Raw genomic sequence first — 18260 nt, 5'->3', positions numbered from 1 at the left:
GCGGCCGGGCTACCGTAGCCCGATGATCGAGGCGCGGATCCAGGTGCGGCGGGCGGCGGAACGGTACCGGGGCGGCGACCCGGAGGCCGGCATCGAGACCCGGCACGCCTTCTCCTTCTCCGGTTTCTACGACCCCGACAACGTGCGCTTCGGCCCCCTGATCGCCTGCAACGAGGAGTCGCTCGCGCCGGGTGCGGGGTTCGACGAGCATCCGCACCGGGATGTGGAGATCGTCACGTGGGTGGTGGAAGGGGAGCTGACGCACGAGGACTCGGCCGGGCATGTCGTGACGGTCCGTCCTGGTGACGTGCAGTGGTTGAGTGCGGGGGCGGGGGTGCGGCATGTGGAACGCAATGCTTCCGGGGTGCCGCTGCGGTTCGTTCAGATGTGGCTGGATCCGGTCGAGGGCGGTGGGGCGCCGGCGTACGAGGTGGCGCGTTCCGTGCGCGACGGGGTTGTGCTGACGGTCTCGAACGCGGGTGCCGCGCTGCACGTGCTGCGGCCGCGGGCCGGCGAGCGGCTCGCCTTGCCTGCGGGGGAGTGGCTGTACATGCACGTGGTGCGGGGAGTTGTACGGCTGGAGGCTGAGGAGCTTGTGGTGGGGGATGCGGCTCGGGTGCTTGGTGCTCCGGGGTTGGACGTGGTTGCGGTGGGGGGTGGGGCTGAGGTTTTGGTGTGGTGCCCCTGACCCGCCCTTTCGCCGTTTCCTGGGGCTGCGCCCCAGACCCCGCTTGTCGCGGCTTCGCCGCTCGTCCTCAAGCGCCGGACGGGCTATATAGCCCGTCCGGCGCTTGAGGACAGCGCGCGCAGCGCGCTGCGGGGGTGCGGGGGCTGGCCCCCGCACGAAACGGTGAAAGGGCGGGACCGGGGCTACTTCCCGCCGATTTCGGCGAGCACCGCGTCGGACAACGCCGGCCACACCTCCACCGCCCACGCCCCGAAGTCCCGGTCCGTCAAGGCGACGCACGCCGCCCCCGCCGCCGGGTCGACCCACAGGAACGTCCCGGACTGCCCGAAGTGGCCGTACGTAGACGGCGAGTTGAGCGAACCCGTCCAGTGCGGCGACTTGCCGTCCCGCAACTCGAACCCCAACCCCCAGTCGTTGGGCCGCTGGTGGCCGTACCCGGGCAGCACACCGGTGACGCCGGGGAAGACGACCGTCGTCGCCTCGGCCAGCGTCTCGCGCGAGAGCAGCCGCGGTGCCTGCAACTCCGCGGCGAAGCGCACGAGGTCGTCCACCGTCGAGACACCGTCCTTGGCGGGGGAGCCGGGGAGGTCGGTGGCGGTCATGCCGAGGGGTTCCAGGACCGCCTGGCGGAGGTACTCGGCGAACGGGATGTCCGTCGCCTTGGCGATGTGGTCACCGAGGACCTCGAAGCCGGCGTTGGAGTAGAGCCGCCGGGTGCCGGGCTCGGCCGCCGGGCGGTGCTCGTCGAAGGCCAGTCCTGAGGTGTGGGCGAGGAGATGACGGACCGTGGAGCCGGCCGGCCCGGCGGGCTCGTCGAGTTCGACCGCGCCCTCCTCGACGGCGATGAGCGCGGCGTAGGCGGCGAGCGGTTTGGTGACCGAGGCCAGGGCGAAGCGGTGCGCGGTCGGTCCGTGCGTCCCGGCCACCGTCCCGTCGGCCCGTACGACGGCCGCCGCGGCGGTCGGCACCGGCCAGTTCTCGATCTTCCGCAGGCTCTGCAGGCTCTCCATGGGACGAGCCTAACCCGCCCCGCCGGTCCAAGATTCCGTCAAGGATCCGGGGGTGCGGAGTGCGGCGCACCGCTTCGGCGTTGCCCAGGAGTGAACAGGGTGCCGGAAGGGACCGCCGGGACACGAGGGGGAGACACCGTATGACCGTCATGGATACCGCACCGGCAGGAGCACCGGCCGAGACCGGGCGCCGCGTCCGGGGCGCCGGCCGCGGCCGGTACACGATCGGCGAGGTGGCCGCGTACACCGGACTGTCCGCCCACACCCTGCGCTGGTACGAGCGGATCGGCCTGATGCCGCACGTCGACCGCTCCCACACCGGCCAGCGCCGCTACACCGACCGCGACCTGGACTGGCTCGACCTGGTCGGCAAGCTGCGGCTGACCGGGATGCCGGTGGCGGACATGGTCCGCTACGCCGAACTCGTCCGCGAGGGCGAGGAGACGGTCGCCGAGCGCGAACGGCTGCTGAGCGCGCACCGCGAGGACGTCCGGCGGCGGATGGCCGAGCTCAGGAGCACGCTCGACGTCCTCGACCACAAGATCGACCGGTACGCGGAGGCCCGCCGGGCCAACGAGGAGCGCTACGCCGCCCCTGGCTTCACCAGGCCCGACTCATAGGCGAAGATCACCGCCTGGGCCCGGTCGCGCAGCCCCAGCTTCGCCAGTACCCGCCCGATGTGCGTCTTCACCGTCTGCTCCGCCAGCACCAGCGAGCCGGCGATCTCCTGGTTGGACAGCCCGCGGGCGATCAGCTCCAGTACCTCCGTCTCACGCGGCGTCAGGCCCTTCAGCCGCAGTGAGCGGTCCCGGCGCGGGGCGGGCCGCTGCCGGGCGAAGTCCGCGATGAGGCGGCGCGTCACCGACGGCGCGAGCAGCGCCTCGCCGGCCGCCACCACCCGGACCGCCGAGATGAGGTCGGCCGGCGGGGCGTCCTTGAGGAGGAAGCCGGAGGCGCCGGCGCGCAGCGCCTCGTAGACGTAGTCGTCCACGTCGAAGGTGGTCAGCATCAGCACCTTGGGGCGGTGGACGACGCCGGGCGGAGGGTCGAGGAGGCGGCGGGCGGCCTCCAGGCCGTCCATCTCCGGCATGCGGACGTCCATCAGCACCACGTCCGGGTGGACAGTGCGGCTCAGCTCCACGCCCCGGACGCCGTCGGGGGCGTCCCCGACCACGTCGATGTCGGGCTGGGCGGCGAGCAGGGCGGCGAAGCCCGCCCGCACCATCGCCTGGTCGTCGACGATGATCACCTTGATGGTCATGCGGCCGGGGGTTCCTTCGCTGTCGGTTCGGTGACGGTGTCCGGTGCTTCCGCCGCGTACGGCAGCCGGGCCGCCACCCGGAAACCGCCGTCCGGCAGGGGACCGGTGTCGAGGGTGCCGCCGACCAGGCGGACGCGCTCGCGCATGCCCACCAGGCCGTGGCCGGTGCCGGTGGTCTCCAGCGGGACGTGCGGGCGGCCGGCGGGGGCGTTGACGACGAGGACGGTCAGCCCGTCGGCGTCCGCCGCGACCGAGACGCGGGTGTCGGCACCCGGCGCGTGCCGGACGGCGTTGGCCAGGGCCTCCTGGACGATGCGGTACGCCGACAGGTCCACGGCCTGCGGCAGCTGCTCCGGCAACGCCTCCCGTTCGACGGTCAGCTCCACCGGCTGCCCGGCCCGTACCGTCGCCTCGACCAGCTGCCCGACCCGGTCCACCCCGGGCTGCGGGGTCCGCTCCCCGCCGCCCTGCCCCGCGTCCTCGCTGCGCAGCACGCCCAGCAGCCGGCGCATCTCGCTCAGCGACTCGCGCGCGGTGGCGGCGATCGTGCCGAACTCCTCGGTGGCCTCCGGCGGCAGGCCGGCGATGCGGTACGGCGCGCTGTCCGCCTGCACGGTGATCACCGACATGTGGTGGGCGACGACGTCGTGCAGCTCGCGGGCGATCCGCGCGCGCTCCTCCAGCAGCGTGCGGCGGGCCCGCTCGGCCTCGCTGATCGTCGCCTGCTCGTCGAGGGCGCGCTGCGCCCGGTCGCTCTTCTGCAACGCCCCGCCGAGCAGCAGCAGCGTGCCGCCGAGCAGCGTCACGATCAGCCAGCTGCCGTTGCTGCGCTGCGGGTCGGCCGCGTCGAAGCCGTAGCTCAGGGCCGTGTAGACGGCCCAGACCGCCAGCATCGTGCGGGCGCGTGCCCGCAGGCCCAGGAAGAACAGCATCGGGAGGTAGGCGATGAGGAGGGTGGGGGGCCAGGGCCAGACGCCGTGCGGTGCCGCTTGCGGGGGGACGGTGAGGGCGCAGGCGGTGCCGGCGGTGAGGGTGATCGTCCAGGCGAGGAGGGGTTTGCGGACGGCGAGGAGGAGGGGGCCCGTTTCGAGTACGGCGTAGAGCAGGGCCAGGCCCGGGTGTACGCCGTAGTCGTTGGGGAGGATCGTGGCCGTGACCGGGAGGAGGATCGCTGTGAGGAGGGCTGCGAAGGCGTGGGGGAGGCGGTGGCGGAGCGAGGCTTTGGGCATGGCTCGCTCAGGGTAAGGGGAGGCGGGTGGGGCGCCTGCGGCGGGCTGTGCCTCGGTCCCGCCCCTTCGCCGTTTCCCGGGGAGGGCCCCGGACCCCCGGCATCGCGGCTTCGCCGCGAGGTCCTCAAACGCCGGACGGGCTATCCAGCCCGTCCGGCGTTTGAGGACAAGGGGGTCCGGGGCGCAGCCCCGGGAAACGGCGAAGGGGCGGGACCGGGGCACCCCCTCCCGAAGGGCCCCCTAAAGCTCCGCGAGCAACTCCGCCTTCTTCGCGCTGAATTCGTCATCCGTCAGCAATCCCGCCGAGTGCAGATCCCCAAGATGCCGGATCCGGTCCGCGATCGCGCCGGGATCCGGCCGCGCGGCGGGGGACGGAGCCGGAGACGGCGCCACCGGCACGGGAGACGACGCCCGCACCGACTGGAGCACCGCCGCCGCGAACGGCAAGGACTCGTGCACGGGCCCGTACCCCATCCCGAACACCACCGACGCCGGGTCCTGGTCCGCCTGCCCGGGGGCGGGCCGTTCCGGGTCGCGGAGGACGAGGCGGAGGTGGCCGCCCATGAGGTCGGGTGAGCGCCATTGGACGTCGGCGAGTTCGCCTACGGCGAAGCGCTGGTCGCCGGCCTTCCACTTGGCGGAGGTCGCGCCGGACCAGAACCAGCGGAAGGCGACGGTCCGGCCGTCGAAGGTGGCCCGGCCGTCGTATGCCTTGAAGGAGCGCGGCGGCTCGGGGGCGACGACGAGGGGGTGTTCCGCGGGTTCGGCCGCGTCGGGGCCGAGCGCGGTGCGTATCTCCTCGGCGTAGTACTCGGCGAGGGTGGCCCGCTCGGCGGGCAGGACCAGCCGGTACGGGTCGGTGCCCTCCTTGAGCTGGCCGTCGGCGGCGTCCATCAGCGGATCGGCGCCGGGCCGGGGCACGGCGCGCAGCACCACCGTGCCGCGTCTGCCCGGCACGTGTTCGACCGCCGCGAGCGCCTCGTAGGGGATGCGCCGTTCACCGAGCGCCTGGAGCAGCTTCGGTGTCCGGATCCCCCGTTCGAAGCGGATGAGCACGGAGTCGGTGTCGAACTCCCAGACGGTGTGGAAACCGGCCAGCACATCACCCATGCGGGTCATCGTATGCGGCGCCCGCCCGCGCGTCCCCCCTCCGGAGCTACGCGCGTCATGCGTCAGCGGGGGACGGTGGTGCCGGCGGCGCAGTCGGTGTCGGACGGGGAGCAGCGGATTCCGCTGGTGTCGCCGGTGCCCAGGCGGGCGAAGTTGGCGAGGCTGACGGTGCCGGGGGCGAAGTAGCCGGCGTGCCCGTCGGCGTCGGCGGCGGAGAGCAGGCGGGCGCCGAATCCGGAGGACACGGGGTCGGCGCCGTGGCCGAGGCCGCCGACCTCCAGGTGCGGGACGTCCCCGATCCAGTCGTCGGCGTCGCGCATGGCCCATATCCGGGCGCTGGTGTGCAGGTCGGAGACGTGCCGGGCGCGCATGCCGGGGCTGCCGGCGACGGCGATGTCGGTGACCCGGGGGTCGAGGTCGCGGGCGGCGACGCCGCACACCACCGAGCCGTAGCTGTGGCAGAAGAGGGAGACGGAGGAGCCGCCGGGCAGTCCGCGCACCAGGGCGCGGAGCCGCAGCGCGCCTTCGGCGGCGAGCTTGCCGGTGGCCGCGTCCACCCCCACGCCGGCGGGGGAGGTGTAGTCGGCCCAGGCGATGACGGCGGTACGGGCGGCGGGGCGGATGCTGCGCTCGGTGGTGTAGAGGGCGTCGGCCATCCCGACGGGGGCGGCGTACGGACGTCCGCTCTTCTCGAACGTAAGGACGTTCGTATCGACACCGGGCACCACGACGGAGACGCGCTCGGCGCGTTCGAGGTCGCCGAGGACCTCCGCGGCCCGTCCGCTGCCGCTCGGGTCGAAGGCGAGGATCTGCCGGTCGTGGGAGAGCAGCGAGTCGAAGCGGTGCATGCGCCGCTTGGCCTCGTAGCGGCCGGCCGGGGTGAGGCCGTTGTCGCGGGTGCGGTGCTCCTCGACCGTACGGGCCTGAGTGAGCGCCGTCCGGTTGGCGCGGTACCGGAGGGACAGGGGGGCGCCGTTGAGGTTGCCGACGACGAGGGGGTAGCGGTCGGCGAGCCGGGTGCGGTCGGTGCCGGAGAGCGTGGCGAAGAAGCGTCCGAGCACGCCCGGGTCCGCGTAGGGGGACGGGAGCGGGTGCCCGGCGACGCTGCCGTGCAGCCACGCGGTCAGTGCCGCGCGGCGCGGGTCGGCCGCACCGCCGCGGCCGCGGACGGCGGTCCAGCCGGTCGTGGCGAGCATGACGAAGACCACGGTGAGCGCGAGCAGCGCGCGCCAGACCGTGGCCGTGTTCGTCCACGGCGAGGAGGGAGAGCCGAGCTCCGGGAAGGAAGTCACCGCGGACCACCCTAGGAGACGGGGCGGCGCGTTCGCCAAGACAGTGACGCGGATCACGTTTGATCGCGAGTGGCGTTGGACATACGTGCGTTGGCTCACCCCGCTCCGACGCCGGGCGGCGCCCCAGGGGTCACCTGGGGCCCGGGCCGCTCTCCGTCGGGGGCCGCCAGGCGTCCGTCAGGGCCGGGCCGAGCAGGCCGAGGTAGTCCGTGACCAGGCGGAGCAGATCGTCGAGCTCGCCGTCCTCCTTCTCCCCCCAGACCCTGGAGGCGGCCCGCAGCACCCCGCTGCACGCGGCGACCAGGACCCGCGGCCGGGGGTCGGCGGCCAGGTCGACGTCCTCGCGGCGGGCGATCACGGCCGCCAGCCGGTCCTCGAAGTGGCCGAGGCGGCGCAGCCGGGCGGCCAGCAGCTGCGGGGTCGACTCGATCAGGCGCTGGGTGGCCAGGTGCAGTTCGAGCGGGACGACGGCCTCGATGGCGGGGCCCATCGCGTCCCAGGTGGCCATGGCCGCCTGGCACATCGCGGTGAGCGGCGGCTCCTCCTGCGGGCGGTTCTCCAGGGCGGCGAGCGCGACGGCCTCCTCGATCTCCTGGAGGGCGAGCGCGACCTCCTCCTTGTTGGCGAAGTAGCGGAAGAAGGTGCGCTGGGAGACGTCGGCGGCCTCGGCGATCTCGTCGACGGTGGTGCCGTCGTACCCCTGGCGGGCGAACAGCTCCAGGGCGTGCCGCGTCAGGGCGTTCCGTGTCCGCTGCTTCTTGCGTTCCCGCAGTCCGGGGAGCGCCTCACGCTCCGCAACGCCGTCGATCGCCTGCATGGATCCCTGCCTCTGCTCGGTGTTTCCGCTGGTCAGAATAGTGCTCTGGACAAGTTGTCAGATAACGACTCATGATGCCGTTTGTCAATTGTCAGCACCTGCCATAATCTCGGTGCATGACGTCTCAGACCACCGTCGCGGACGCGACGCCGCCGGACCTCGGGCCCCGGAGTGGACTGCGGGGACATCCCTGGCTGACTCTTGTGACGGTCGCGATGGGCGTGATGATGGTCGCGCTCGACGGCACGATCGTCGCCATCGCCAACCCGGCCATCCAGAAGGACCTGGACGCCTCGCTCGCCGACGTCCAATGGATCACCAACGCCTACCTCCTCGCCCTCGCGGTCGCGCTGATCACGGCCGGCAAGCTGGGCGACCGCTTCGGGCACCGCCTGATCTTCCTCATCGGTACCACCGGATTCGCCGCCGCCTCGGGACTCATCGCCCTCTCCGGAAGCGTGTCGATGGTCGTCGCCTTCCGGGTGCTCCAGGGCCTCTGCGGCGCGCTGCTGATGCCGGCCGCGCTCGGCATGCTGCGGGCCACCTTCCCGCCCGAGAAGCTCAACATGGCGATCGGCCTCTGGGGCATGGTCATCGGCGCGTCCACCGCGGGCGGGCCGATCGTCGGCGGGCTGCTGGTCGAGCACGTGAACTGGCAGTCCGTCTTCTTCATCAACGTGCCCGTCGGCGTGCTGGCACTGGTCCTCGGGCTGCTCATCCTCAAGGACCACCGGGCCGAGAACGCCCCCCGCTCCTTCGACCTCCTCGGCATCGCGCTGCTCTCCGGCGCGATGTTCTGCCTCGTCTGGGCCCTCATCAAGGCGCCCACGTGGCAGTGGGGCGACGCCAAGACCCTGATCTTCCTGGGGGCGGCGCTGCTGGGCTTCGTCGTCTTCGTCCTCTGGCAGAACCGGGTGCGCGAACCTCTGCTGCCGATGAAGCTCTTCCGCTCCGTGCCGCTCTCCGCCGGCGCGGCCCTCATCGTCCTGATGGCCTTCTCCTTCATGGGCGCCCTGTTCTACGTCACCTTCTACCTGCAGAACGTGCACGGGATGACGCCCGTGAACGCGGGTCTGCACCTGCTGCCGCTCACCGGGATGCTGATCGTGTGCTCCCCGGTGGCCGGCGCGCTGATCGGCCGCATCGGCCCGCGCATCCCGCTGTTCGCCGGCATGGTCTGCACCGCCGTCGCCTGCTTCGGCATGTCCGCCCTGAAGGCGGACTCGGGCACCGGCCTGATGTCCGTCTGGTTCGCCCTCTTCGGTATCGGCCTGGCCCCGGTCATGGTCGGCGCCACCGAGGTCATCGTCGGCAACGCGCCCTTGGAGCACGCGGGCCTGGCCGGCGGCCTCCAGCAGGGGTCCATGCAGGTCGGCGGCACCCTCGGGACGGCCGTCCTCGGCGCAGTCATGGCCTCGCGCGTCGGGCACGAGCTGCCGGAGAAGTGGGCCGCCGCCGGGCTGCCGCCGCTGACGAAGGAGCAGAAGGACGCGGCCTCCGCCGTGGTCGAGGTCGGCGTCCCGCCGGTGCCCAAGGGCACCCCGCCGGAGATCGCCGGGAAGATCGCCGGGGCCGCGCACGAGACCTTCGTCTCCGGGATGAACACCTCGTTCCTCGTCGCCGGCTGCGTCTCCGTCGTCGCCGCCCTGCTCGCCCTGCTCACCCGGCGCGGCGAGAACGCCGAGGCCGCCCAGGGCGCCGCGCACATCTGACGCTCATGAATAGCCCGAACGAGCGAAGGGGCCCCGGCCGGTTCTCACCGGCCGGGGCCCCTTCGGGTGTCTCAGGTGTCCTGAGGGACGACCCTTACGCGTCGCCGCCCGCGGCGCCCGGGTCGGCCGCAGCCACGTCGAGCAGCTGGTAGCGGTCGATCGCCTGCTTCAGCGCCGAACGGTCGACCTTGCCCTCCTTGGCGAGCTCGGTGAGCACGCCCAGGACGATCGACTGCGCGTCGATGTGGAAGAAACGACGGGCCGCGCCACGGGTGTCCGCGAAGCCGAAGCCGTCGGCACCCAGCGACTGGTACGTGCCCGGCACCCAGCGCGCGATCTGGTCGGGAACGGCACGCATCCAGTCGGACACGGCCACCTTCGGACCCTCGGCGCCGGAGAGCTTCTTCGTCACGTACGGGACGCGCTGCTCCTCCTCCGGGTGGAGCAGGTTGTGCTCCTCCACCGCGATGGCGTCGCGGCGCAGCTCGTTCCAGGAGGTCGCCGACCAGACGTCCGCCTTGACGTTCCACTCCTCGGCGAGGATCTTCTGGGCCTCGATCGCCCACGGCACGGCCACACCGGAGGCGAGGATCTGCGCCGGGATGGCGCCGGCCTCGGCCGCCTTGTAGCGGTACAGACCCTTGAGGATGCCCTCGGCGTCCACGTTCTCCGGCTCGGCCGGGTGCTGGATCGGCTCGTTGTAGACCGTCAGGTAGTAGAAGATGTCCTCGGCGTTCTCGCCGTACATCCTCCGCAGACCGTCCTGCACGATGTGCGCGATCTCGTAGCCGAACGCCGGGTCGTACGCGACGACGGCCGGGTTGGTGGAGGCCAGCAGGTGCGAGTGGCCGTCCGCGTGCTGGAGGCCCTCACCCGTCAGGGTGGTCCGGCCGGCGGTCGCGCCCAGGACGAAACCGCGCGCGAGCTGGTCGGCCATCTGCCAGAACTGGTCGCCGGTGCGCTGGAACCCGAACATCGAGTAGAAGACGTAGATCGGGATCAGCGGCTCGCCGTGCGTGGCGTACGCGGAACCGGCCGCGATCAGCGACGCGGTGCAGCCCGCCTCGGAGATGCCGTCGTGCAGCATCTGGCCGGTCGGGGACTCCTTGTACGCGAGCAGCAGCTCGCGGTCCACGGCCTCGTACTGCTGGCCCAGCGGGTTGTAGATCTTCGCCGAGGGGAACAGCGAGTCCATGCCGAAGGTGCGGTACTCGTCCGGGGCGATCGGCACGAAGCGCTTGCCGATCTCCTTGTCCCGCATCAGGTCCTTGAGCAGGCGGACGAACGCCATGGTGGTGGCGATCGACTGCTGGCCGGAGCCCTTCTTGATCGGCGCGTACGCCTTGTCGCCGGGCAGGTTCAGCGGCTTGGAGCGGTCCACACGGGAGGGTACGTAGCCGCCGAGCGCCTTGCGGCGGTCGTGCATGTACTGGATCTCCTCCGAGTCGCGACCCGGGTGGTAGTACGGCGGCAGGCCGGACTCCAGCTCCTTGTCGGCGATCGGGATGTGGAGGCGGTCACGGAAGCGCTTGAGGTCCTCGACCGTCAGCTTCTTCATCTGGTGGGTCGCGTTGCGGCCCTCGAAGTTCGGACCGAGGGTCCAGCCCTTGACCGTCTGCGCGAGGATCACGGTCGGCTGGCCCTTGTGGGCCTTGGCCGCCGCGTACGCCGCGTAGATCTTCTTGTGGTCGTGACCGCCGCGGCCCAGGTGCAGGATCTGGTCGTCGGACATGCCCTCGACCATCTTGCGGAGACGGTGGTCGTCGCCGAAGAAGTGCTCGCGGATGTACGCACCGGTCTCGGTGGCGTACGTCTGGAACTGGCCGTCGGGGGTGCTGTTCAGCTTGTTGACCAGGATGCCGTCGCGGTCCTGGGCCAGCAGCGGGTCCCAGGAGCGGTCCCACACCAGCTTGATCACGTTCCAGCCGGCGCCGCGGAACTGCGACTCCAGCTCCTGCATGATCTTGCCGTTGCCGCGCACCGGGCCGTCGAGGCGCTGCAGGTTGCAGTTGACGACGAAGGTCAGGTTGTCCAGGCCCTCACGCGCGGCCAGGGACAGCTGGCCGAGCGACTCCGGCTCGTCCATCTCGCCGTCGCCCAGGAACGCCCAGACGTGCGACTTGGAGGTGTCGGCGATGCCGCGCGACTCCATGTAGCGGTTCATCCGGGCCTGGTAGATCGCGCCCAGCGGGCCGAGGCCCATGGAGACGGTCGGGAACTCCCAGAAGTCCGGCATCAGCCGCGGGTGCGGGTACGACGACAGGCCGTAGGGGGCCTTCGACTTCTCCTGGCGGAAGGCGTCGAGCTGCTGCTCGGAGAGGCGGTCCAGCAGGAAGGCGCGGGCGTAGACACCCGGCGAGGCGTGGCCCTGGAAGAAGATCTGGTCGCCGCCGTCGCCCTCGTCCTTGCCCCGGAAGAAGTGGTTGAAGCCCACGTCGTACAGGGAGGCGGAGGAGGCGAACGTGGCGATGTGACCGCCGACGCCGATCCCCGGGCGCTGGGCACGGGAGACCATCACGGCCGCGTTCCACCGGGTCGCGTTGAGGACCTTGCGCTCGATCTCCTCGTTGCCGGGGAAGAACGGCTCGTCCTTGGTCGCGATGGTGTTGACGTAGTCCGTGCTGCGCATCTCGGGCACGGCCACCCGCTTCTCGCGCGCCCGTTCGATCAGGCGAAGCATGAGGTAGCGGGCACGTTCCCGGCCCCGCTCGTCGACGGCCGCGTCGAGCGAGTCGAGCCACTCCTGGGTCTCTTCGGGATCGAAGTCCGGGACCTGGCTGGGAAGACCGCCAATGATGATCGGGTTGCGATCGGATCCGGAAGCCACGCTGTTCCTTCGCTGTTCGGGTGTGTCGTGTCCTGTACGCAATCGTCGCTGCGCACGCGGTCACATACTGTCTTCGCTTATGTCGCGCCGGCTCCCATCGTGGACCGCGGCGACGGAAACGTCATCTCTACTGGGCGGTAACCACCACTCGGTAGACGAAGCGTCGGAGGGCGGCCGCCACGCGGCGGCCAAATCGCAACCATACGCCCCCTATGGGGGTCCCTCGCGTACGGCCGTTCGGCCCCGGCCGCCGCAATCCCAGGGAGTAACTTCGCAAACCCGGCGGAACGCTGTGGCGTGAATCACTCCCGGCTGCTGCCTCATGATGGGAGTTGCCACGAGACGTCAACGTTTGGGAGGGATCGCTGGGCGGGTACTTGCGCGATCCGTCCGGCACGTGTGGACTACGCCCCATGCCTCGCGTACGCGGGAGGCACGACAGTTTCTCGAAAGATGACAGGAGGCAATCCGTGAGCGCGACCGCGGACCACGCGGAGGAGCGGACCAACCCCGCCGCAAGGCTGGGTTTCGAGCCCGGACAGGTGGTCCAGGAGATCGGTTACGACGACGACGTCGACCACGATCTCCGTGAAGGTATCGAGTCCCTCATCGGCCAGGACCTCGTGGACGAGGACTACGACGACGTGGCCGACGTCGTCCTGCTGTGGTTCCGGGATGAGGACGGAGACCTCACGGACGCGCTGGTGGATGCCATCGGTCTGCTGGAGGACGGCGGCGTGACCTGGCTGCTGACGCCCAAGACCGGCCGCGACGGCTACATCGAGCCGAGCGACATCTCCGAGGCCGCCCAGACCGCCGGCCTCTCCCAGAGCAAGAGCATCAGCGTCGGCAAGGACTGGACCGGCACGCGCCTGGTGTCCCCCAAGCGCTGAGCCCGGCCGCTCGCAGCCCCACCACGCCCCCGGCAGCCCCGCTGCCGGGGGCGCCGTGCGTTCCCCTGGGACGGCAGTGACAGACTGGCCGCCTACCCGCGCCGGCGGCCGGGGCCGCGCACCCGCGGGCCCGGCCGCCGGCCCGCCGAGAGAGGGATGCGACCATGGCGATCGACGTCGGCACCGAGGCCCCGGACTTCGCGCTGAAGAACCAGCACGGCGAGACCGTCCGCCTCTCCGACTTCCGGGGCGAGAAGAACGTCGTCCTGCTCTTCTACCCGTTCGCCTTCACCGGCGTCTGCACCGGCGAGCTCTGCGCCCTCCGCGACGAGCTGCCGACGTTCGTCAACGACGACGTCCAGCTGCTCGCGGTCTCCAACGACGCGCCGTTCTCGCTGCGCGTCTTCGCCGAGCAGGAGAAGCTCGGCTACCCGCTGCTCTCCGACTTCTGGCCGCACGGCGAGGTCAGCCGCGCCTACGGCGTCTTCGACGAGGAGAAGGGCTGCGCGGTGCGCGGCACCTTCATCATCGACAAGCAGGGCGTCGTCCGCTGGACGATCGTCAACGGGCTGCCCGACGCGCGCGACCTGAACGAGTACACCCGGGAACTGGCCGCGCTCTGAGCAAGACCCTGTAATCGGTGGGAACCGGTCACTAGGATCCACACGTTCACCGGATGCCATCGCACAACCGGGGGCAGGGCCGGCCGGCCAGGCCCCTCGAACCAATGGAGGACTCGTGGGAGTCAGTCTCAGCAAGGGCGGCAACGTCTCGCTGACCAAGGCAGCCCCGAACCTGACCGCGGTCATCGTCGGTCTCGGCTGGGACGCCCGTACCACCACCGGTACGGATTTCGACCTGGACGCCAGTGCGCTGCTCACCAACGACCAGGGCAAGGTCGCGAACGACCAGAACTTCGTGTTCTTCAACAACCTGAAGAGCCCCGACGGTTCGGTCGAGCACACCGGTGACAACCTCACCGGTGAGGGCGAGGGCGACGACGAGGTCATCAAGGTCAACCTGGCCGGCGTCCCCGCCGATGTACACAAGATCGTGTTCCCGGTGTCCATCTACGACGCCGAGAGCCGCCAGCAGAGCTTCGGCCAGGTGCGGAACGCGTACATCCGCGTCGTCAACCAGGCCGACAACACCGAGCTGGCCCGCTACGACCTGAGCGAGGACGCCTCGACCGAGACCGCCATGGTCTTCGGCGAGCTGTACCGCAATGGTGCGGAGTGGAAGTTCCGTGCCATCGGCCAGGGTTACGCCTCCGGCCTGCGCGGCATCGCGCAGGACTTCGGCGTCAACGTCTGACCGACGGCCCGGCCGCCCAAGCGGCCACAGCGGCTCACCTCCGGCGCCGTACTCCCGTGTTCGGGCAGCCCGTACTGGGCAGTCCGGGAGTACGGCGCCGGACGTGCGCGGCGACCTACGTTCAACTCGGGGAGGAACAGGACCATGGGTGTCACGCTCGCCAAGGGAGGCAACGTCTCCCTCTCCAAGCACGCGCCGAACCTGACGGCCATCGTGGTCGGTCTGGGCTGGGACGCCCGCACCACCACCGGCGCGGACTTCGACCTGGACGCCAGCGCCCTGCTGTGCGGCTCCGGGAGGGTGCTCGGCGACGAGTACTTCGTCTTCTACAACAACCTCAAGAGCCCCGAGGGTTCGGTCGAGCACACCGGCGACAACCTCACCGGCGAAGGGGACGGCGACGACGAGACCATCCTGGTCGACCTCGCCAAGGTCCCGGCGGCCTGCGACAAGATCGTGTTCCCGGTCTCCATCCACGAGGCCGACCTCCGTGGCCAGAACTTCGGCCAGGTCAGCAACGCCTACATCCGCGTGGTCAACCAGGCGGACGGCTCCGAGCTGGCCCGCTACGACCTGAGCGAGGACGCCTCCAGCGAGACGGCGATGATCTTCGGCGAGGTGTACCGCTACGGCGGTGAGTGGAAGTTCCGCGCGGTCGGACAGGGGTATGCGTCGGGTCTGCGGGGGATCGCCCTGGACTTCGGCGTCAACGTCTCGTGATCGGCGCACGGTAGGCGCGGGCGTACGCGGCGTCGTCACGGGAGCCCTGGTGGCGCCGGGCGGCGCCGCGTGCGCCCGAAGGTCGGCCCTCCCGGCTGCGGGGCGAGCCCTCTAGACTGCGTGGTCAACGTTTAGTAAAGCCGCGTACAGCGCGGACAGCATCGCAGTGAAGGATTGGGTAGCCAGTGCTCCTGAAAACCTTTGGTTGGTCGTTCGCCATCACGGCGATCGGCTTTGCCTTGGCCGGCGTGCTCTGGGGGTGGAAAGGGCTGGCGCTCGTCGCGATCCTGTCCGTCCTGGAGATCTCGCTCTCGTTCGACAACGCGGTCATCAACGCCGGCATCCTCCGGAAGATGAATGCCTTCTGGCAGAAGATGTTCCTGACCGTGGGCATCCTCATCGCCGTCTTCGGCATGCGCCTGGTGTTCCCGGTGGTCATCGTGGCCATCACCGCCAAACTCGGGCCCATCGAGGCCGTCGACGTGGCGATCAACGACCACCACCGCTATGAGCAGCTCGTCACCAGCGCCCACCCGGCGATCGCCGCGTTCGGCGGGATGTTCCTGCTGATGATCTTCCTGGACTTCGTCTTCGAGGACCGGGACATACGGTGGCTGGGCCCGGTGGAGCGGTTCCTCGCCAGGCTGGGCAAGGTCGAGGGCCTGTCGGTCATCGTCTCCCTGGTGGTCCTGATCATCGCGGCCACCACCGTGGCCACCTCCGTCCCGGTGCACGGCGGGGACGGCACCATCGACAAGGCCGCCACCGTGCTGCTGGCCGGGGTCGGCGGTTTGGTGACGTACCTGGTGGTCGGCGGCGTCTCCGGCTTCTTCGAGGAGCGCCTGGAGGACGAGGAGGAGGACGCCGAGGAGTCCGCTCCGGCGGAGAAGAAGAGCGGCGGCTCGGTTGTCGGGCTGGCCGGCAAGGCCGCGTTCTTCATGTTCCTCTACCTGGAGGTCATCGACGCCTCCTTCTCCTTCGACGGGGTCATCGGCGCCTTCGCCATCACCAACGACATCTTCGTGATGGCGCTGGGCCTCGGCATCGGTGCGATGTACATCCGCTCCCTGACGGTCTTCCTGGTCCGCAAGGGGACCCTGGACGACTACGTCTACCTGGAGCACGGCGCGCACTACGCGATCGGCGCGCTCGCCCTGATCCTGCTGGCGACGATCAAGTACGACGTCCCCGAGGTCGTCACCGGCCTCATCGGCGTGGCCCTGATCGGCCTCTCGTTCTGGTCCTCGGTGGCGCACAACCGCAAGGAGGCCGCGGCCGGGGACGGCGACGGCAGCCGTCAGGAGGTCACCTCCGGGGTGTGACCCCGGCACCTGTGCGGGAACCCTCTGAGCGGGGCGGCGGTGAGATCACCTCACGGCCGTCCCGCTCACCGGTTTCCGGAGCGGGAACCGGACCGCGAGGGGTGGGGGTAGCAGATGACGGTCATGGACAAGCTGTTCGGCAACTGGGGGCGCGGCGCGGCCTGGCAGTTCGACTCCCAGCACAGTGCGTCGGGCGCGGTCGAGCTGACCAAACGCCGTCCGGTCTACTCGCTGACCAAGAACGGCGCGGTCAGCGGCAACATGCGGGTCAACCTGTCCTGGCAGATGCGCACCACGGACATCCACGAGAAGCCGGCCCGCGGCGGGATGCGGCACCCTTTCCGCAAGTTCACCCCGGAGATGGTGCAGGCGCAGGGCCCGGCGATGGTCAGTGTGGACCTGGACCTCGCCTGCATGTACGAGCTGTGGGACGGGGCGAAAGGCGTAGTGCAGCCGCTCGGCAACATACTGGGCAGCATCAACTCTCCACCGTATGTCCAGCTCAGCGGCGACGACCGGTTCGGCTCCGGCTCGGGGGAGACCATCTACATCAACATGGACCACCGGGATGAGATCAAGCGCCTGCTGATCTTCGTCTACATCTATGACGGGACCCCGGCGTTCGACCGTACCCAGGCGACGGTGACGCTGTATCCCGGCAACGGCCCCCGGCTCGAGGTCGCGCTCCACGAGCGCGCGCCGGAGGCGCGGTCGTGCGCCGTCGTCCTGATCGAGAACGACAAGAAGGAGATCATCGTCCGGCGGGAGATGCGGTACGTGTACGGGTTCCAGTCGGAGCTGGACCGGCTGTACGGCTGGGGGCTCCAGTGGGGGCGGGGGTACAAGTCGAAGGTGTGAGGGCCGCGGTGTGAAGGCGCGGGCGGCGGCCGTACGTCGCCGCCCGTCCGTCCGTGCGTGCGGTACCGGCCGCGGCCCGGCCGCCGGCGTCAGCGGCCCGGCAGGAACTGTGGTCCCTGGGGCGGCAGCCGGAACGCCGGGTCGGGGGCCGCCGGCGGGGGGAGCGGGTAGTCTGCCGGGGCGTCCTGGAAGGGCTGCTGGGGCTGCGGAGGTTGCTGGGCCTGCTGGGGGTAGCCGTAGGACGGCTGGGCGGCGGCCGGGTACTGCGGGTAGCCGTACGCCGACGGGACAGGCGAGACCGTCGGGGGGACGGCGGGCGGCGGCGGATAGCCGTATCCGGGGGCGGCCGGGCGCGGGACGGCTGCGGTGGGCGCGTCGGCGGCGGCGGGCGCGAGCGGTGTGGCCGGCGAGGAAGGTGGTGCCGTCGCGGGCGTGGCCTGGGCGGGTGCCGGAGGTATGGGCTCGGCATGGCGGGCCGGGGCGGCGGGGGCCGGAGCGAGTCCGGGGGACGACGGCGTCCGGGCGCCGGTGCCGGTCCCGTCGCCCGTACCGCTCGCGGTGCCGGACCCCGTCGGGCCGTGGGCCGCCGCGTCGTCGGCCTCCTCCTCGTCCTCGACGGAGATGCCGTACTCCGTGGCCAGCCCGACCAGCCCCGACGCATAGCCCTGCCCGAGGGCGCGGAACTTCCAGCCGTCCCCGCGGCGGTAGAGCTCGCCGCAGATCATCGCGGTCTCGTCGCCCGTCTCCGGCCGGACGTCGAAGCGGGCGACGAGGGGGCCGAGGGCGGCGGTGTCGCCGGGGGCGGTGTGCGGCGGGGTCGCGGCCGAGGCGTCGTACAGCAGCAGGCACAGGTCCTTGACCAGGCCGAACGTCCCGCCGTCGGCGGAGGCGGCGATCACCACCCGGCGTACCGAGCCGTCCAGCGGGGCGAGGTCGGCCTCGACGGTGTCGGTGAGGCCCTCGTGCAGCCGCTTCTTGGGCAGGTGGCGGACCAGGCCGGAGGGGTGGCGCGGCTGGTTGTAGAAGACGAAGTCCTCGTCCGAACGCACGCGGTCGTCGGCGCCCAGGAGGAGGGCGGAGACGTCCACGTCGGGGACGCCGGCACCGGGGGTCCAGCGCAGCACCGCCCGTACGGCCGGGGCCTCCAGCGGGATGTTCGATCCCTTCAGCATCGCGTGCGTCATGTCCGCAATCCTGCCCTCCCGCG

Annotated in this window: 17 protein-coding genes; 9 read left to right on the top strand and 8 right to left on the bottom strand. The window is 71.1% G+C overall.

The window, feature by feature from the left end; translation table 11 throughout:
• The first annotated feature begins 22 nt into the window (after positions 1-22).
• Positions 23-688: a pirin family protein gene (locus tag ACH4PU_RS22575; protein ID WP_398274830.1), complete on the top strand. Its 666-nt coding sequence runs from the start codon at positions 23-25 to the stop codon at positions 686-688.
• A 182-nt stretch (positions 689-870) separates the two neighbouring features.
• On the opposite strand, the gene ACH4PU_RS22570 is transcribed toward ACH4PU_RS22575, so the two are convergent.
• The gene (locus ACH4PU_RS22570; RefSeq protein ID WP_398274828.1) at positions 871-1698 is read right to left on the bottom strand and encodes a serine hydrolase domain-containing protein; all 828 of its coding nucleotides are present in this window, start codon (positions 1696-1698) and stop codon (positions 871-873) included.
• 140 nt (positions 1699-1838) lie between these two features.
• Between ACH4PU_RS22570 and ACH4PU_RS22565 the strand changes: the two genes are divergently transcribed.
• Positions 1839-2318, top strand: a complete 480-nt coding sequence (locus tag ACH4PU_RS22565) for a MerR family transcriptional regulator (protein WP_398274825.1) — start codon at positions 1839-1841, stop codon at positions 2316-2318.
• On the opposite strand, the gene ACH4PU_RS22560 is transcribed toward ACH4PU_RS22565, so the two are convergent.
• The 5 genes from ACH4PU_RS22560 to ACH4PU_RS22540 all read right to left on the bottom strand — a co-directional run bounded on the left by ACH4PU_RS22560 (position 2282) and on the right by ACH4PU_RS22540 (position 7407).
• Positions 2282-2959 carry a response regulator transcription factor gene (locus ACH4PU_RS22560; protein ID WP_004946755.1) on the bottom strand — a complete coding sequence of 226 codons (678 nt, stop codon included), beginning with the start codon at positions 2957-2959 and terminating at the stop codon, positions 2282-2284. The genes ACH4PU_RS22565 and ACH4PU_RS22560 overlap by 37 nt on opposite strands.
• The gene (locus ACH4PU_RS22555; RefSeq protein ID WP_398274821.1) at positions 2956-4188 is read right to left on the bottom strand and encodes a sensor histidine kinase; all 1233 of its coding nucleotides are present in this window, start codon (positions 4186-4188) and stop codon (positions 2956-2958) included. The genes ACH4PU_RS22560 and ACH4PU_RS22555 overlap by 4 nt, the downstream gene beginning before the upstream one ends.
• A 240-nt stretch (positions 4189-4428) precedes the next feature.
• Positions 4429-5298: a DUF4429 domain-containing protein gene (locus ACH4PU_RS22550; protein WP_398274818.1), complete on the bottom strand. Its 870-nt coding sequence runs from the start codon at positions 5296-5298 to the stop codon at positions 4429-4431.
• A 62-nt stretch (positions 5299-5360) separates the two neighbouring features.
• Positions 5361-6590 carry an alpha/beta hydrolase gene (locus tag ACH4PU_RS22545; protein WP_398274815.1) on the bottom strand — a complete coding sequence of 410 codons (1230 nt, stop codon included), beginning with the start codon at positions 6588-6590 and terminating at the stop codon, positions 5361-5363.
• Positions 6591-6720: 130 nt separating this feature from the next.
• Positions 6721-7407, bottom strand: coding sequence for a TetR family transcriptional regulator (locus ACH4PU_RS22540; RefSeq protein WP_398274812.1), 687 nt, complete (start codon positions 7405-7407; stop codon positions 6721-6723).
• Between the two features lie 116 nt (positions 7408-7523).
• Here ACH4PU_RS22540 and ACH4PU_RS22535 point away from each other — a divergent pair, with 116 nt between their 5' ends.
• Positions 7524-9119 carry an MFS transporter gene (locus ACH4PU_RS22535; protein WP_398274809.1) on the top strand — a complete coding sequence of 532 codons (1596 nt, stop codon included), beginning with the start codon at positions 7524-7526 and terminating at the stop codon, positions 9117-9119.
• 94 nt (positions 9120-9213) lie between these two features.
• On the opposite strand, the gene aceE is transcribed toward ACH4PU_RS22535, so the two are convergent.
• Positions 9214-11946 carry a pyruvate dehydrogenase (acetyl-transferring), homodimeric type gene (gene aceE / locus ACH4PU_RS22530; RefSeq protein WP_398274806.1) on the bottom strand — a complete coding sequence of 911 codons (2733 nt, stop codon included), beginning with the start codon at positions 11944-11946 and terminating at the stop codon, positions 9214-9216.
• A gap of 470 nt (positions 11947-12416) precedes the next feature.
• Between aceE and ACH4PU_RS22525 the strand changes: the two genes are divergently transcribed.
• From ACH4PU_RS22525 to ACH4PU_RS22500, 6 genes are all read left to right on the top strand, one after another.
• Positions 12417-12839 carry a DUF3052 domain-containing protein gene (locus ACH4PU_RS22525; RefSeq protein WP_185940668.1) on the top strand — a complete coding sequence of 141 codons (423 nt, stop codon included), beginning with the start codon at positions 12417-12419 and terminating at the stop codon, positions 12837-12839.
• Between the two features lie 164 nt (positions 12840-13003).
• Positions 13004-13462: a peroxiredoxin gene (locus ACH4PU_RS22520; protein ID WP_398274802.1), complete on the top strand. Its 459-nt coding sequence runs from the start codon at positions 13004-13006 to the stop codon at positions 13460-13462.
• A 115-nt stretch (positions 13463-13577) separates the two neighbouring features.
• Positions 13578-14153 (top strand): TerD family protein, encoded by a 576-nt coding sequence (locus ACH4PU_RS22515; protein ID WP_185940666.1) that lies wholly within the window; start codon positions 13578-13580, stop codon positions 14151-14153.
• A gap of 144 nt (positions 14154-14297) precedes the next feature.
• Positions 14298-14873 carry a TerD family protein gene (locus ACH4PU_RS22510; RefSeq protein WP_398274798.1) on the top strand — a complete coding sequence of 192 codons (576 nt, stop codon included), beginning with the start codon at positions 14298-14300 and terminating at the stop codon, positions 14871-14873.
• A gap of 185 nt (positions 14874-15058) precedes the next feature.
• On the top strand, positions 15059-16195 hold the full coding sequence (locus ACH4PU_RS22505; RefSeq protein WP_398274795.1) for a DUF475 domain-containing protein: 1137 nt from the start codon (positions 15059-15061) through the stop codon (positions 16193-16195).
• Between the two features lie 123 nt (positions 16196-16318).
• Complete coding sequence (locus tag ACH4PU_RS22500) at positions 16319-17053, top strand: Tellurium resistance (protein ID WP_398275284.1); 735 nt, start codon at positions 16319-16321, stop codon at positions 17051-17053.
• Positions 17054-17142: 89 nt separating this feature from the next.
• Here ACH4PU_RS22500 and ACH4PU_RS22495 read toward each other — a convergent pair whose 3' ends face one another.
• Positions 17143-18237 (bottom strand): TerD family protein, encoded by a 1095-nt coding sequence (locus ACH4PU_RS22495; protein ID WP_398274792.1) that lies wholly within the window; start codon positions 18235-18237, stop codon positions 17143-17145.
• Positions 18238-18260: the final 23 nt, after the last annotated feature.

The organism is Streptomyces sp. NPDC021100 (genome assembly GCF_044333095.1).
GTDB lineage: Bacteria > Actinomycetota > Actinomycetes > Streptomycetales > Streptomycetaceae > Streptomyces.
This window is presented reverse-complemented; position numbering and strand designations above follow the sequence as displayed.